Genomic DNA, 16,196 nt, shown 5'->3' with positions numbered 1-16,196 from the left:
ATGTACTTCGATTCAGTAGAGGCCATGGACCGCGCCGAACTGGAACAACTCCAGGTCGAACGCCTCAAAAAGACCATTGAAAACGCCAAAAAATCGCCTTTTTATGCGAAACGTCTGGCCGAATTCAATTGCGACGACATCCGAACTGTCAACGATATCACCACCCTTCCATTCACCACCAAGGACGATCTTCGAAGCCAGTATCCACACGGTCTGCTGACATTGCCTTTGGAAGAGTATGTCAGAATGCACGCCTCTTCGGGCACCACCGGCACACCAACCGCCATTTTTTATACCCAAAAGGACCTGGACACCTGGGCCGAACTCATGGCCCGATCCATGTACGCTTGCGGATGCAGAAAATCCGATACCTTGCAAAACATGTCTGGATATGGACTCTTCACTGGAGGACTGGGCATTCACTATGGGTCTGAACGACTGGGCATGATTACTATTCCGTCCGGCGCAGGGAATACCAAACGCCAAATCAAGCTCATTCGTGACCACAATGTCTCTGTCCTGCACATCATCCCCTCTTTCGCGCTGTACTTCGCGCAACAGGTGCAAGCCGCTGGTTTCAACACCGAGGACATGCCGTGGCGCATTGCCCTTATCGGTGCCGAACCGCACACCGAAGAAGCCCGGGCCAAAATTGAAGAAATGATGCATATCAAGGCCTATAACTCATATGGTCTGTCCGAAATGAACGGACCGGGTGTGGCTTTCGAATGTGTCCATCAAACCGGAATGCACCTTTGGGAAGACGCATACATCGCTGAAATCATTGACCCGAAAACCGGCAAACATGTCGAGGAAGGCGAGATTGGCGAGTTGGTCATGACCACGATTCGACGCGAAGGAATGCCGATCATCCGCTATCGAACCCGGGATTTGACCCGGTTCATCCCCGGTCAATGCCCTTGCGGCCGTACCCATCGTCGTATCGACCGCATCACTGGCCGCGCCGACGACATGATGATCCTGAAAGGGGTGAACATTTATCCCATGCAAATCGAGCAATGCCTCATGTCCATGCCGGAAGTCGGCCAGAACTATCTCATCGAATTGGTCCGCGAAGGTGTGTCCGACCAAATGAAGGTTAAGGTCGAAATCAAGGATGAATACTTTGTCGAAGACATGCGTGTCTTGCAGGGATTGCAGAAGAAAATCGCCAAACGACTGTGCAGTGAAATCCTGCTCACCCCGCGCGTGGAATTGTGTCAGCATGACTCCATTCCAAAAACCGCCGGGAAAGCCGTTCGGGTTATCGACAACCGGGACACGGAGTAGCCTCATTCATGGACTATGTCTGGGCCGTCTTTCTCATCCTCAGCCTGATCGTGACGCAGGCATTGCAGCTTTTCAGCCTGCCTGCGAACTGGATCGCCATCGCGCTGATTTCGCTGTGGAAATATATTTACCCAGACTCCATGACATGGACTTTTGTCGCTGTTATTGCGATCATTGCGGCCGTGGCTGAAGCCCTGGAATTCATTCTTCAGGCCCGATATGCCGGAAAATATGGTGCATCCACCCGAGGAACGGTCGGTGGTATCATCGGGGCCATTGCCGGAGCCATTTTCGGTGCTCCCTTCTTTCTTGGTCTTGGCGCGCTCATCGGTGCGCTTGGCGGTGCGTATCTCGGCTGCCTGATTGCTGAAATGCCTGGTCGATCCCGACCCGAAGCCCTGCTTGCCGCCAAGGGAGCCTTTGTTGGCAAGGCCCTGGGATTCACGGTCAAAACAGCCATTGGCGCAACCATCGTGGTGATCTCCATCCCCAAAATCTGGCCCTGACCACACAAAAAAAAAACAAAAAGGCTGCCCTGAACACAGGGCAGCCTTTTTTTACATGGGTATATCGTCCCCAAAAACTGTGAACCGACATGCCTCTTTACTCAAGCACCCCGGCCAGCTTTTCCGCAGCCAAATCATGGCCGAATTGAATCAATGGTACGGCCTTGTCAAAATCGAGAATCATGCACAGGTTCCTCGGAATATCAAGGACATGATCCGGCGGATACGCCGCGATCTTCTGTCGGGCAATGGTTCCCTGCATGGCATCAAACGACTGCAACACGATATTCCGGGCCTTCACGCCATTGCGGACATGCGGCAATGAGGATTTGATTTTCCCGGTAAATTCGGCAATGGCCTGACTCACCATGGACGTTTCTTCCTCCTCTTCGCCCGGCAAGGCAAGTCCTTCCCGAGGCCGACCACACAAATTCACCGCAATCGTCAAATCCGTGTGATCACTAAAAGTCGGCGCAATAGGCACCGGATTGAGAATTCCGCCATCAATCAGGTCAACGCCGTGATAATTGTACGGCGTGAAAAAAAGCGGCAATGAAATTGACGCCCGAATCGCCTCGAACAATGGTCCCTCGTCGATCCACACTTCCTTGGCCGACTCGATATCCGTTGCCACGGCAGTAAAGGAAATATCCATTTCCTCAATCAGCTTTTCACCGACCAAATTCTTGAGGGTGTCAATAATACGATTTCCCTTGAATAACCCATTACTTTCCATGGCAAAATCAAGCAGAGCAAGCATGTTTGTCTTGGTAATGCCCCGGACCCATTTCTCAAACTCATCGAGCTGACCGATGGCATGCATGCCACCGACCAACGCGCCCATGGACGAGCCGGTGATAGACTTGATCTCATACCCGTTTTCCTCAAGCCAATGGATGATACCGATGTGCGCAAGCCCTCTGGCTCCACCACTTCCGAGCACGAGTGAGACTGTTTTTCGCTGTTTCATAGAGAATCTGTTCCTCATTTCATTGTGACCATTCTGCTCTTTTTATAGGTCCCCCGACAAAAAGGTCAATGCCGGACAGCAATTCATGGACAATTTGACTTGCACAGCATGGACTTTTAGGTAAACGTGTGGTCCGTTGAAATGGCACGGATCAATGAACCTTAAAAATGTATACCGGATGGACCAATGACTGCCGATTCTTTTCCCTCATATCGTGGACATATGGAATACTTCTGCCTCGGTTGTGGCAAACGATTCCCCACTGATGAACTGCATTACACCTGCCCGAACTGCGGTGGTGTTTTCCTGCTCGACAACCTCCGCTTCGACGAGCTGAAAAAGACATCCGGTGCTCAATGGCGAACTCTTTTCGACACCCGTGCCGCATCCAAGAAAACCGCACTACGCGGCATTTTCCGCTTTTACGAACTCATGGCCCCAGTGTTGGAAGAAGAAGACATCGTCTATCTTGGTGAAGGGAATACCCCTGTTATCGAATCCAGCCCGACTCTAAATAGCGAATCCGGGCTGACCACCGCCTACAAAAACGACGGTCAAAACCCATCCGCTTCATTCAAGGATCGTGGCATGGCCTGCGGGTTTTCCTACCTTCGTTCACTGATCCGTCAAAATGACTGGGATCAAATCCTGACGGTCTGCGCCTCCACCGGTGATACCTCCGCAGCAGCGGCCCTGTATGCGTCCTACGTGGGCGGTGCCATCAAATCCGTTGTCATCCTGCCGCACGGCAAAGTCACTCCGGCACAGCTCGCCCAACCGCTTGGGTCCGGCGCAGTCGTGCTCGAAGTCCCCGGGGTCTTCGACGATTGCATGAAGGTCGTCGAACATCTGGCCGACAATTATCGAGTGGCCCTGCTCAACTCCAAGAACGCCTGGCGCATCCTCGGACAGGAATCCTATGCGTTTGAATGCGCCCAGTGGTTTGACTGGGACATGAAAGGCAAATGCATTTTCGTGCCCATCGGCAATGCCGGCAACATCACCGCCATCATGGCCGGTTTCCTCAAACTCCATGCATTGGATATCATCTCCGACCTGCCACGAATTTTCGGGGTCCAATCCCATCACGCCGATCCGGTTTATCGCTACTATGCTGTAGACGATCCCAAGGAACGCCAGTACGAACCAGTAACCGTGTCCGCCTCTGTGGCGCAGGCAGCCATGATCGGCAACCCGGTTTCGTTCCCTCGCGTCCAATATTTTGCCGAAAAATTCGAAGCGATTGGTGGTTCCGACGCTTTCCAGGTGCTCCAAGTCACGGAACAACAAATCATGGATTCCATGATCCAGGCCAACCGAAACGGCCATATCGCTTGCACTCAGGGCGGCGAATCCTTTGCTGGCGCCAAACGCGCGTTGGAACTCGGCCTGGTCTCCCCCGAAGAACTCTGCATTCTCGATTCCACTGCCCATCAGCTCAAATTCGTGGATTTCCAGAACATGTACTTTGACAACAGCTTCCCTGCCGAATTCGAAATTACTCCGGACATGACCTTGGCCAACACCCCGGAACTGGTCATTTCGCCCGAAGAAAAAAAGGCGTTGTCCCCGGAAGAATACACCCGGAACACCGCTGAAAAAGTCGTGGCAAAACTCGGTCTCGAAAAGAAATAATCGGAGACAGACATGGCGAAGAAACAACGGGCGGACCAACTGCTTGCCTCCTCTGGCGTGGTGGAAAGCAGGGAAAAAGCCAAACGACTCATCATGGCCGGCAAGGTGCACTACATGGACCGGGGTCAAAAAACTCCGGTCAACAAACCGGGGCAACAATTCTTTCCTGAAACGGAATTCGTTGTCCCGGAGGACTCACGTTTTGTTTCGCGTGGAGCCCACAAGATCCTCACGGCCATCGAAGAATTCTCCCTTGATTTCACAGATGTAATTGCTCTGGATGCCGGAGCGTCAACCGGCGGTTTCACCGATTGTCTCCTCCAACACGGTGCTACGCGCGTCTACGCCATCGACGTGGGCTACGGGCAGTTGCATGAAAAATTGCGACAGGATGAACGGGTTATCAACATGGAACGGACCAATGTCCGCCATGCCGAGCCGGATCTTATCCCGGAACCCGTGGATGTCATTGTCGCGGATGTCTCATTTATCTCATTGACCAAAATCCTTCCGGCCTGCTGCCAATTCCTCAAACAAGGCGGAGAACTGGTCGTACTTATCAAGCCGCAATTCGAAGTCGGACCGGGCCAGACCGATAAAGGCGTGGTTCGAGATGAAACCTTGCGACAGGAAGCCGTGACCATGGTCACTGAATTTTGTCAAACCGAACTGGAACTGACGCTCAAAGGCGTCGTCCCATCCAAAATCCTCGGCCCAAAAGGCAACCAGGAATACATGGCATATATGGCCAAAGCGTAATGCAATGATGTACGGTCTCTTGCTCTCGCTGATCTCTGCGACAGCGTTCGCGGCTTTGCCGCTTCTCGTCAAACTTGGCTATGCTGCGGGCATGGATGGTGCGGTCATGATGCAATACCGCTTCTCCTATGCCGCGTTCTTCGTCCTTTTGGTCATCCTGCTGAAAGATCGATCACTTTTCCGAATTTCCCGACAGGGTTTCGTCAAATGTGCACTTTTGGGAGTCATCGTCTACTGGGTACAGACGACTTTTTTCGTCAAATCTCTGGCCACGATTCCGGCATCAACAGCCTCGTTGATCCTCTATGGCTATCCAGTCATCGTGACCATTGCTTCCGTGATTTTCCTGGGAATGCGACTCAACAAACTCGTTGTCTGTTCGCTCCTTCTCGTGGTCTCGGGATGCTGTCTCGTCTTTTATGACGCCTTTCTCCGCGAAGTGGATCATATGGGACTGCTGTATGCCTTTGGCTCGACCGCGACCTTCTCCGCCTATCTCGTCTTGACGCAGGTCCTCCTGAAAGATCTCAAAGCTTTGACAGCGACCCTCTATGTCCTGTTCTTTGCCGCCATCTCCTTCACTGTATCCGGGGATATTACAGCCTGGATGCACTCAACGACGGAACAACACCTGATTGGACTGGCTCTAGGACTCATCCCGGGCCTCGTGGCAATATCGCTGCTGTATGCCGCTATTGACAAGATCGGCTGCGCCTATGCCAGTATTTTTTCATCCGTCGAACCGGTCATGACTCTGGCCGGAGCGGCCCTGCTGCTCGACGAACAAATCGTCCTTCTGCAAATTATCGGAATGAGCCTGATTCTTTTCGGAATTGTTGTACCGAATCTTCGATTCAAACACACCGTCGAAATGCCTTCACTCACGTCAGCCACCTCTGACGAATCCGAAAACACTGAATAGACGCGAGTTCACCCCGTCATCCGCTTTTCCATAAATCGGCCCAACACCTTCAGGTGCGCGTTTTCTTCCCGGGCTAAAGTATGCAGCACATCCCGAACCGTCGAAGATTCGGCCTGTCGAGCACACCGGAGATAATAGTCCAACGCCTGTGCCTCGATCATCATAGCCAGTTCCAAAACGCCATCGATATCGTCAAACGCTGCAGGGAATTGTCGTATAAACTCCGTAACGGGCACACCGCCTTCCACAATCGCTTCACCCGATTCCGGGGTATTGTCCAGATTCATAGCCATGGTTCGCCCCACAATCCGATCATGCAGTCTCACTATCACGGCCTTGTGGCGGTCTTCAAATCCGGCCAATTCGCGAAAAAGTTCCATCTCTTCACTCGTTTCAGCCAACTCCGCCCGTTCCTGATAAAAATCAGACACGGCATCTTCCATGGCGTATGCCTTGCGAAGAACGTGTTCAGCGGTGTCCACTCCAGAAAACGCAATCAATCCCAAATCAATGGGACCAAAAGCGGTTCTCCCGGTCCACTCAGCGATGCCGCCGACCACATTATGAAGATTATGAAATCCGAATCCATCAAGCAGGTCCAAAGCGGCCTTGCTCCGACCTCCAAATCGACAGTAGGCCAAAATTGGTTTGCCTTTTTCGATGAGATTCAACCGATCAACCAACTCGGGCAAAGGGACATGCGTGGCTCCCGGCAGGTGTTCTTCCTCGTATTCCCAGCGTTGGCGAACATCCAGTAATGTATAGGAATCAGGCTGATGAGTAGCCATGTATGACCGGGCCTGCTCCGTGGACAGCATGAGTATCCCTGCCATGATTTTCCTCCGTCAGATCGCAGCTTTTTTTTCAATATACACTGCTCCGGCATAAAACGCACAGCATTCCGGCCCCAATCAATCAAAGAAAAAACAATCCACTGATCAGACACACCGATACCAGTAAGGTAATGGTCTCACGAAGTGTCCACGTAAAATCCGCTTCCCACGCTTCCGCAGTATCCAACCCACGGCAGGCAATGGCCATGGTCTGATTCCATGTTTTCTGACTCAAATTCCGCATTAGAGCCGCCGGGACAACCAAGAAGCGCACCCTGAATCCACTGCCGAGGCATCGCCGAGAAGCCACTTCCCTGATTCTGGCGAGAGCTTCCAAACACAGCGGAAGAAAATGGACCATCAAGGCAAGTGACAATGCGGCCCGCCAGGCCCGTTCCCGACCAATGAAGGGACGGAGTACCCAAGAAATTGCCAACCCAATGGCCCGGGACGATGAGGACAACGCGAGACACAATCCCAACAGGACCAATGCAACCAGCCTGGCCCCCAGTTGGGCTCCATCCATCACGATAAATTCCACAGGTACGCCCGAAACAGCATCCAGCACCATCTTGATCGCCACCCAAAACACGACAAAAACCATCAGACTCCGAACCATTTTTGCGCCCACAGGCTGTTCCACCGCCAGTGGCCAGACAAGAAAAAGCAAACCGACAAGGCTCACGATCACGGCAGAAAAATCCACTTTCCAAAGGACCGGACCAAGTATCAGGGCAACACCCAATTTCAAACGCGGATCAAGATCTCGAATATATGTGGCAACAGAGGACATTAGTCAGCCACCACATCCCAGGAGCCAATGCATCGATCAACGCTCCATGAACGAGGCGGTCTGACCCCATGGTCCCGAACTCGATCAAGCACCGATTCCGGGGGACCGAAATCAACCAGCCGCCCGGCATCAAGGACTGCCAGCGAATCGACCAGATCAATGAAACTTTCCAGATCATGTGACGACACAATCTGTGTCAATCCGGCCTGATGATTTTCTTGAATTATGGCGCGCATCTCCCGCACACCCGAATAGTCCAATCCACTCAACGGCTCGTCCAGCAACAAAATTGTCGGGTTGTCCAAAAGCGCCGTTGCCAGACACAACTTCCGTTTCATTCCCCACGACAACGTCTGAACAGGGCGTTCCCATGCCGACAAAAGGTTGAATCGACCTGCCATGGCCTTGGCCCTGGCCACCGAGCCCTCGTCGCGCTTTCTCCCCATAAGCATATCTTCTTCGACAGTCCCGCCAAGAATCTGCAAATCTGCATCCTGCATGACCAAACGGCACACGGCTCGGATGGATTTTTCGCTTCCCGGACACACTCTATCGGCAACAGTCATCGCCCCGCCGGTGGGAACATAGAGACCGGCTATCAACGACAACAATGTGGACTTGCCACTTCCGTTGGCCCCGACCAATCCCACCAGCTCCCCACGGGGGATATGCAAAGAGATATCAGTCAGGACATCGCCGCCAGAAGGATATGTAAAAGAAAGGGTATTCAGTATAATCATGGTATTCCTCTTCCAGCAGATTCAACCAGAGACGTTGGGGTGTCAATATAATAAAAGGCCCCTGCCGAAGCAGGGGCCTTGAAAACGTCATAGCATGAAGATCTAGAAGGAGCAGCCGACGGAAAGGCCTGCGCCCCACGTGGTTCCACCCTTGAAATCAACATCATACGTGGCGACACCGTCAGTCATGCTCATGCCGTGACGCTCTTTGGTCACGATGTACATGCCGGACAGATCAAAGGTCCAGTTATCGTATTTGTATCCAGCACCCAACGTGAACAGATTCCGGTCATTGGCCGGAAGCAGGGGTGAGGTATACTCATGCCGAATCGGCGACTGGTCATACACATACCCGGCACGCAGAGCAAAGGCATCGGTAACCAGGTATTCCGCACCAAGCTGGAACCGCCAGGTGTTCTTGTAGTTGAAATCCTCAACCGTATCGGGAAGCGGTGAGCCGCTAAAATCGAATTCAATACGATCGAACTGTTCCCACTGCGTGAAAATCACGTCAAATTCGATGGACAAATTTTCCATGGGAGTGAATCCGAGACCAGCCGTATAACTCGCCGGAAAATCAGCGGTCAGGGTCGCGTTTCCAGAGGTATTCACCGGACCTTCTGTGCACATCGCCATGCCCAACGAAATGCACCGAGGACCGGTACGTCAAGGCCAAGGAAACCGCGTCAGTGACATCATACAACATACCGAGATTGAAACCAGTGGACGTACCGGCAACATCAATCTTGGTGTGACTCCCGCCAAGGACGGGAACAAGGGCGTTAACATCCTTCTTGAGCAAGAATGAGCCTTTGATGACCTCGACACCACCGCCCACAGACAGGGAATCATTCACACGGTAGCCCACGCTCGGGTTGAACGAATAGGATTCCAGCAAGGCCTCGTTGAGCAGTGTCTTGCCATCCCAATTCTTATCATATTTGGTGCCCAGGCCAAAACGAGTGAATTCACCGATACCGATGACCCATTTATCATTGAGCTGGTGCGTGGCGTACACATGCGGAATGGCATGGGACACACTCTTGGTCGTATTTTTGTTCCCATCGATGTACACATCAGACATGGGAGTAATGACAGCGACACCGCCGTACAAATTCGTCCCTTCCAATTTGGTCATCTGAGCCGGGTTATACGCGATGACAGAAGCGTCATTGCCTGTGGCGTAGTTGGCAGTTCCCATGCCAAGCGCCCTGTTACCCCACTCATACAAAGCAAATCCGCCAGCATGAACCGTCGCGGCGGAGGCCAAAAGGCAGAGTACTAAACTACAGTAAAAAACGGCGGATGTTCGTTTCATCCTTCCCCCTTCAGTGCTGCCACATCCCTGCGACAGCGGTCTTATTCAATGAGTTCGACATCTTCCCAGATCAGGAGTGAAATCCTGTTTCAAACACATTAAAAATGATATTTTGCACAAACTCACACCTCGTACCCGACACAAAAAAAAATGTAAAACATTTATGCTATTTCAAACACTTGTTTGACATTCTTCTCGTCTTTTGACGGCAAAAAGAGGACGGCATGATTCTGGCAACATGACATGAAGAGGAACTATCCGGGAAAAAAATGCCCACGGAGACACCATGCGCCATTTCATGCCTACATTAGATATCAAGGAAAAGAGCTTCCACGGAACCCTGGCCGCCGGGGGATTGGCGGGCATTGTCGAAGGATCCATTCGAGCGGGAGAACTCACCCTGCACACGGTTTTCCCGGGGGTTGTCTTAACGCTTATTGGTGCTTTTCTTGGTGGATTTACGGGATTTTTTCTCAAAGATCTTTTCAGGACATGGCGTGGCGCCAAACCATACCGAGGCGTCCATCACGACGGGTGGACCATGGGGGCTTTTCTCGGTGCTGTGGTGGGAACGATCCTTCAGGTGGCATCCAGTTCAGACGGAGCCAACCTGGTCATAGGCTCCATTGTCGGAGCCTATTGCGGAGCCGTGTGTGGTGCCTTTCCCGATGAATTCATCACACCCATCCTCCTCAGGATACGCGCTGAAAAGCACCGACACACGCCCGCAGAAGAGCGGCATTAATATTCACCGCCCATATTTTTATTGCATTTCGACCCAGATAACCGCGCCAAGTTCCAATTCACGGCCTTTGTACGGTTCCTCTGCCGTGGTCAAACCGGCAAATCCCCACCACCCTTTCCACGGGCAGACAAAAGTGAAAACACCATTGGCATCGGCAAGAACTTCCTGCGTGACCATCCGCTCATTGGGCGCGGTCCGCTTGCCATCCTTGTTGTAATACTCGACTTCAACCCGGGTAAACGGAGCGGGTTCTCCCTGATACAGAACAATGCCCTGAAAGACATTCCCGGCATAATTGCCAAAGGGCCGTGTGAGCGGCACGATTTCCGTCTCAAGACCCAATGGAGTATTCCACCCTTCTCCTTCGCCAAAGCCGTCTACAACAACCTTGGTGATGTGACGAATGTAGTTATTTTCCGCGTCTTCCTTATATGGGACCGGATCAAAAACAAAAGTATACATTCCAGGTGTTTTTGGTGTGTACGAAGTTTTCCAGCCGGTCTGGCCCATGATCTGGGTTTGCGTCAGGGTCGCCAGCAAATCCTGTGATTTCTCGGCATCGACAACCACGAAAAATTTGGCAGGCTTTTCCAATTCCATGCCCTGCAATTCAAATGGATGAGAAAAGGACAATGTCAATTCGACAGTCCGTTTCTGCTGCGTGGTTTCATCCGTATCAGGAATCAACATACCAAAATGAGCAGACGCTGTTGTCGCCCACAATACACAGACCATTGCCAGTACGATTCTCAATCCATTCATCGTCACTCTTCTCCTGTTTGATGAGTACAAGTTCCATTTTCGTGATCGATCGATGTTACTAATACAGTATTTGTAACACCTGTCAAGAATCATACGACAAAATTTATAATCACGGCACCGAATTATCGTTCGTCTGCCTCCTGTTTCCACCGCCGAGCCAAAGCGACCCCCGACAGATTGTGCCACAAACTGAATAACGCCCCGGGCAACGCACTGAGCGCACCAAAATATTTCACGGCCAACGCCACGCCAAGGCCGGAATTCTGCATCCCCACTTCGATAGCAATGGTCCGCGCATCCCGCTTGGAGCACCGGGCCAACCGAGCCAACCCGTACCCTGCGACAAGCCCGCACCCATTATGAATAATGACGGCCAGACAGACCAAAACCGGCATGGCGAGCAAAGTTTTCTGATTCAATCCAATAATACAGGCAATGAGTCCAGCGATGACCAAAATGGAGAGGGAAGGGAAAAAACGCAGAATTGGCTCCAGCCTTTTACGAAAAAGTCGGCGCAGAACCAGTCCGTCAAGCATGGGAAAAACAACAATCCAGAAAACCGACTGGACCATTCCCCAAAAATCGAGCTGAATCTGTTTTTGCACCAACAGATACACGATGATCGGCGTCAAAAGCGGTGCCAGACAGGTTGATGCCAACGTCAAGGTCACAGACAGCGGTACATTGCCCTTGGCCAAATAGACAATCACATTAGACGCGGTTCCCCCCGGACACGCTCCGACGATAATCAGGCCAATGGCCGCTTCCGGGGGGATATTCAAGACAAAAGCTATCCCCACCGCAAGCAAGGGCATAAGCGTATATTGTAAGATCACCCCAAGGCCAACAAGAGGCCACTTGCGCATTATATCTCGAAAATCCTCGAATTCAAGCGTCAACCCCATCCCAAACATGATAATGCCCAATCCAAGGGGAATATGAGGTTTGATCCACGTAAACGATGGAGGATAGGTCAAAGCGACCCCGGACAACACAACAGTAATGACAATAAAATACCGTTCAATATACTCCGCAATAAACCCACACTTCATCTGACACCATACCCGTAAAAATCGTAGGAAAAGGAAATCCACACGTTCAATCTGTCAACAAAAGTGAATATATGAAGCAAAGGGGGCTGTGAAGAGTTGACGAAGCTCCAAAAACGCTGTAGTTAACCTCTTCCCGAATGAGGGAAGCCGGGTGGCGGTTGCGCTGAGAACTCCGTCAGGTCCGAAAGGAAGCAGCGGTATTGGTTGTTACCGGGTATCCGGTTTCCACTCAAAGGCGCGTTCAAATTTGAACGCGCCTTTTTTCATGGGCTATGATGCGGCACTTTATATAAGACGGTGTTCCAGGTCCTCCACAAGACCAAGGGCTTTCTTGAAGTCATACTCTGCCACGAGTTTCAAGATTCGAGCGATATCATCGTGAAATTCACCGGGCCAGACAAGCGCCTGCACCGCCTTTGCCTGTTTACGGCATTCCACTGGTGCTCCTTCGGACAAAGGCCCTTTCAACGCATCAAGCGATGCCAGCAAGGTTTCAGAGTCGGCTTCGTCACCAGCCTGTTTCAAGACGGTCTTGGTGCACTCCACTCGCTTGATAACGGCAATACTCTGTATGACCGTGGATAAATATTCGGTAAATTGACGCACCTTTTCTGGCACATTCTCCGCGTGATCGGTCAGTGCCTGTTCCAACTCCCCGGCAGATTCAAATAATTCCATGGCCCCGAGCATCCCGGATGTGCCCTTGACCGAATGGGCAAGAGCGACCGCCTTCTCGAACTCTTCCACCGACCACGCCTTTTCAATTTTTTCCCCGGCATCTGCGTACTTTTCATCAAGCAACAACAGAAGATTCTTATACAATTCCTGATTGCCACGAGCGCGTCTCAATCCAAGCTGAAGATCAATACCGGCCAGGGATGCGGGCAGCGTTGAACAGGCAACGGCATCCTCCGCGCCAAACGAAGACAGTGCTTCCGTATCCCTTCCTTGTCCGATCCACTGTGACAGGACCTGAAACAAATCTTCTGGATCAAACGGCTTGGCAACATGCCCATTCATACCGGCAGACCGACTCTTTTCAATATCTTCGACCAAAGCGTGCGCCGTCATGGCAATAATGGGCAACTCCCGGAACCGCTCCTGCTTCCGAAGACGGCGGGTCGCTTCATACCCATCCATGACAGGCATCTGAACATCCATCAAAACCAGATCAACCTCGGTCTTTTCAAGAAAGTCCAGTGCATCTTGCCCATTAGTGGCTTCAAAGACCTGAATATTCGCGGAGGACAATATCTCCATGGCCACCTGACGATTGATCTCATTATCTTCCACCAGCAAAATTCGGGTTCCACCCAAAGAATCTGTCACGACTTCGCACACCGTGGTATCGCCGCTTGTGACCATATCCTTGCCCAATGTTTCCACCACAAGATTGAACAGGAACGATTGGTTGATAGGCTTGAACAACAATCCCTTGAACCCCATTTCATTGGTTTTTTTCACCAAGGAGGCATTCCCGTAAGCCGAAACCATGAACATGGGTGGTTTGGACACGATGGCCGCATCGGCTGCAATGGCCCGCGCAGTTTCTACCCCGTCCATCCCCGGCATTCGCCAATCAATCACCAAAAGATCATACTTTCCGTCTTCAGCGGACAGTCGAAGCAGATCAATGGCTTCCTCACCCGAATCAGCGAGGGAGACCTGAAGTCCCATATGCTCCAACATGCCTTTCAAAATAACCTGAGACGTCGCGTTGTCGTCCACCACCAGAACCCGTTTTCCCTGCAACTCACTCGGGAGCAAAACCTGCTCCTCTTGCGAGGTGGCAATGGGGACTGTTATTTCAAACCAGAAAAGACTTCCCTTGCCCGGTTCACTTTCCACACCGATCTTCCCACCCATCAGACTGACCAACTGATTGCACAGGTTGAGTCCCAATCCAGTCCCGCCATATTTCCGGGTGGTGGAGGCATCCGCCTGGGTAAATGGCTGAAAAAGTTCTTCGATCTGATCTTCCTGAATTCCTATTCCATCATCTTTGACCATGAACCGTAACGAGGCCTGCGTTGCATCCAGTTCAAGGGGGAGAATGGAAAGGACAACCGCACCGTTCTCAGTGAATTTGACCGCATTGTTGCAAAGATTAATCAGGATCTGCGCCAACCGCATGGAGTCACCCACAACCATATTTGGCACATCCGTGTCCACATTAATAAGGAATTCGAGCTTCTTTTCACTCGCACGTGGTGAAATAATGGTGGTCAATTGCTCCAGGACCTGATTGATGGAAAACCCGACAGATTCAACTCGAAGCATCCCCGCTTCGATCTTGGACATATCCAACACGTCGTTGATGATACCAAGCAATGATTTGGCGGAAATATCGATCTTGTTGAGATAATCCTTCTGCGTGGCGGACAAGTCGGTCATCTTCGTCAGATGTGTCATGCCGATAATCGCATTCATGGGCGTGCGAATCTCATGACTCATATTGGCGAGGAATTCGCTCTTGGCTTTGGTCGCCTCTTCTGCCGCTTCCTTGGCATCAATAATGGCTTTTTCGGTCTGCTTGCGAATATGGATTTCCGACGTCAACAACCGGTTTGTCTTGTTCAATTCCTCTGTCCGATGAATGACGCGCTGTTCCATCTCATCATAGGCGATCTTCAATTCAGCCTGCGCCTTCCGCAAATCGGAAATATTGGTAATCATCCCGAACGATCCTTCAAAGGCCCCATCCATACCGAGCATGGGACTTGATGAAACGATCGTCCAGACAATATGCCCGTCCTTGTGAACAAAACGCCGCTCATACTGCGCCGAATAGCCCTGAACCCGTTTTTCCATTTCAAGATCATGATGGTCCAGGTCATCAGGATGCAACAATTCCCTGATGGGCTTGCCGTACAATTCCATCTCAGTACATCCAAGCATGGTTGCCAGCACACTGTTGACCATGGTCAACCGCCTGTTCTTGTCGATGACAATGATCCCTTCGGTCGTGGTTTCAAACAATCGCCGATATTTTTCTTCGCTCAATCGCAACTGGTCTTCGCGAAAGCGGACCTTTCCGGCCATTTCATTGAACTTCGAAAGAATCGTACTCATCTCCAACAGGTTGTCCACTTCCTCGTGCTGGTCATATTCTCCCGCAGAAATACTGTCGATCCGCTTAATCAATTGGCCCAACGGCAATCGCAAATTCTTGTCGAGCACCAATTTGGTAAACACCCCGAGCACAATGGCCACGAACAATAAAGACAAGAGGCTGATCCAAGTCGTCGCAAAGACCTTTTCCTCAAAAACACTCGGAGTCAGACCGAGCCGGATGTATCCGACTTCGACATTCTCATATTGGATGCTCTTTTCCTTGACGATCGTCTCTCCCTCTTCGATCGTCCCAAAGGAATAGACCTCGTTGCCACGGTGATCGACAACATTGATGAAAACGACAATATCAATTTTGGAAAAGGCCTCGCACAGGCTAACGACAGATTCTTCTTCCATGTGCCACAGATAGGACTCGAGGCTGTTGGACAAATGCGTCAACGCTTCGTTTGATCGTTGTTCAAACTGCGTTTGCGATTTTTCATATAAGACAAGAAAAATGACGGAAGAAATGGCCAAAGCAGTCGCGGCGAGCACACACACCAGACTGACCGTCAAATGTTGTACAAGCGATCTGTTTCCTCGCTGTCGTGGCCGGGATAAAAACTTCACCAGTCCCTCTCTTGCCGTATCACTCACACTATTCCAGCTCGCCGGAATCCACTCCCGTCAGTATAGATCAAACAGCACTCTATGACAGCCCCACATTTCAGACGATTATATTCTGTCCCTCGGCACAAATACTTTTGTGAACTGTATACTGAAGTTACGTCATCAGGCCATACGCGTCAAAACAAAA

General features: G+C 51.3%; 15 protein-coding genes and 1 other RNA gene. 7 read left to right on the top strand and 9 right to left on the bottom strand.

The features are described 5' to 3' along the window. Together GO013_RS07845 and GO013_RS07840 are read left to right on the top strand one after the other, a co-directional pair. Positions 1–1,290 carry a phenylacetate--CoA ligase gene (locus GO013_RS07845; RefSeq protein ID WP_163809889.1) on the top strand — a complete coding sequence of 430 codons (1,290 nt, stop codon included), beginning with the start codon at positions 1–3 and terminating at the stop codon, positions 1,288–1,290. An 8-nt stretch (positions 1,291–1,298) separates the two neighbouring features. Further along, positions 1,299–1,796 (top strand): DUF456 domain-containing protein, encoded by a 498-nt coding sequence (locus GO013_RS07840; RefSeq protein ID WP_163809887.1) that lies wholly within the window; start codon positions 1,299–1,301, stop codon positions 1,794–1,796. A gap of 97 nt (positions 1,797–1,893) precedes the next feature. On the opposite strand, the gene GO013_RS07835 is transcribed toward GO013_RS07840, so the two are convergent. Further along, positions 1,894–2,766, bottom strand: coding sequence for a patatin-like phospholipase family protein (locus GO013_RS07835; RefSeq protein WP_163809885.1), 873 nt, complete (start codon positions 2,764–2,766; stop codon positions 1,894–1,896). A 186-nt stretch (positions 2,767–2,952) separates the two neighbouring features. On the opposite strand from GO013_RS07835, the gene thrC reads away from it, so the two are divergent. Genes thrC through GO013_RS07820 form a run of 3 tightly spaced genes read left to right on the top strand, consistent with a single transcriptional unit; the run spans position 2,953 to position 6,082 of the window. Further along, positions 2,953–4,401: a threonine synthase gene (thrC, locus tag GO013_RS07830; protein WP_163809884.1), complete on the top strand. Its 1,449-nt coding sequence runs from the start codon at positions 2,953–2,955 to the stop codon at positions 4,399–4,401. A gap of 12 nt (positions 4,402–4,413) precedes the next feature. Then, positions 4,414–5,160, top strand: coding sequence for a TlyA family RNA methyltransferase (locus GO013_RS07825; protein ID WP_163809882.1), 747 nt, complete (start codon positions 4,414–4,416; stop codon positions 5,158–5,160). 4 nt (positions 5,161–5,164) lie between these two features. Then, the gene (locus GO013_RS07820; RefSeq protein ID WP_163809880.1) at positions 5,165–6,082 is read left to right on the top strand and encodes a DMT family transporter; all 918 of its coding nucleotides are present in this window, start codon (positions 5,165–5,167) and stop codon (positions 6,080–6,082) included. A gap of 8 nt (positions 6,083–6,090) precedes the next feature. On the opposite strand, the gene GO013_RS07815 is transcribed toward GO013_RS07820, so the two are convergent. From GO013_RS07815 to GO013_RS17400, 5 genes are all read right to left on the bottom strand, one after another. Then, on the bottom strand, positions 6,091–6,915 hold the full coding sequence (locus GO013_RS07815) for a rhodanese-like domain-containing protein (protein WP_163809878.1): 825 nt from the start codon (positions 6,913–6,915) through the stop codon (positions 6,091–6,093). 82 nt (positions 6,916–6,997) lie between these two features. Further along, complete coding sequence (locus GO013_RS07810) at positions 6,998–7,708, bottom strand: cobalt transporter (RefSeq protein ID WP_163809876.1); 711 nt, start codon at positions 7,706–7,708, stop codon at positions 6,998–7,000. Further along, a complete protein-coding gene (locus GO013_RS07805; RefSeq protein WP_163809874.1) occupies positions 7,708–8,448 on the bottom strand; it encodes an ABC transporter ATP-binding protein in 741 nt (246 codons plus the stop codon). The genes GO013_RS07810 and GO013_RS07805 overlap by 1 nt, the downstream gene beginning before the upstream one ends. A gap of 102 nt (positions 8,449–8,550) precedes the next feature. After that, a complete protein-coding gene (locus tag GO013_RS17405; protein WP_163809872.1) occupies positions 8,551–9,060 on the bottom strand; it encodes an outer membrane protein transport protein in 510 nt (169 codons plus the stop codon). After that, positions 9,026–9,766, bottom strand: a complete 741-nt coding sequence (locus tag GO013_RS17400) for an outer membrane protein transport protein (RefSeq protein WP_163809870.1) — start codon at positions 9,764–9,766, stop codon at positions 9,026–9,028. Before GO013_RS17400 ends, GO013_RS17405 begins: the two co-directional genes overlap by 35 nt. 298 nt (positions 9,767–10,064) lie before the next feature. On the opposite strand from GO013_RS17400, the gene GO013_RS07790 reads away from it, so the two are divergent. Beyond that, positions 10,065–10,511, top strand: a complete 447-nt coding sequence (locus GO013_RS07790) for a hypothetical protein (protein ID WP_239057787.1) — start codon at positions 10,065–10,067, stop codon at positions 10,509–10,511. Between the two features lie 18 nt (positions 10,512–10,529). Here the strand turns inward: GO013_RS07790 and GO013_RS07785 are convergent, their stop codons facing one another. After that, entirely contained in the window at positions 10,530–11,273 is a 744-nt protein-coding gene (locus GO013_RS07785; protein WP_163809866.1) for a DUF4198 domain-containing protein, read from the bottom strand. 122 nt (positions 11,274–11,395) lie between these two features. Next, positions 11,396–12,325, bottom strand: a complete 930-nt coding sequence (locus GO013_RS07780) for a bile acid:sodium symporter family protein (protein WP_163809864.1) — start codon at positions 12,323–12,325, stop codon at positions 11,396–11,398. Positions 12,326–12,463: 138 nt separating this feature from the next. On the opposite strand from GO013_RS07780, the gene ffs reads away from it, so the two are divergent. Next, an RNA gene (gene ffs, locus GO013_RS07775) (signal recognition particle sRNA small type) lies at positions 12,464–12,559 on the top strand. A 51-nt stretch (positions 12,560–12,610) separates the two neighbouring features. Here the strand turns inward: ffs and GO013_RS07770 are convergent. After that, positions 12,611–16,009: a response regulator gene (locus GO013_RS07770; protein WP_163809862.1), complete on the bottom strand. Its 3,399-nt coding sequence runs from the start codon at positions 16,007–16,009 to the stop codon at positions 12,611–12,613. Positions 16,010–16,196: the final 187 nt, after the last annotated feature.

The organism is Pseudodesulfovibrio sp. JC047, assembly GCF_010468615.1.
In the GTDB taxonomy this organism is placed as follows: domain Bacteria; phylum Desulfobacterota; class Desulfovibrionia; order Desulfovibrionales; family Desulfovibrionaceae; genus Pseudodesulfovibrio.
This window is presented reverse-complemented; position numbering and strand designations above follow the sequence as displayed.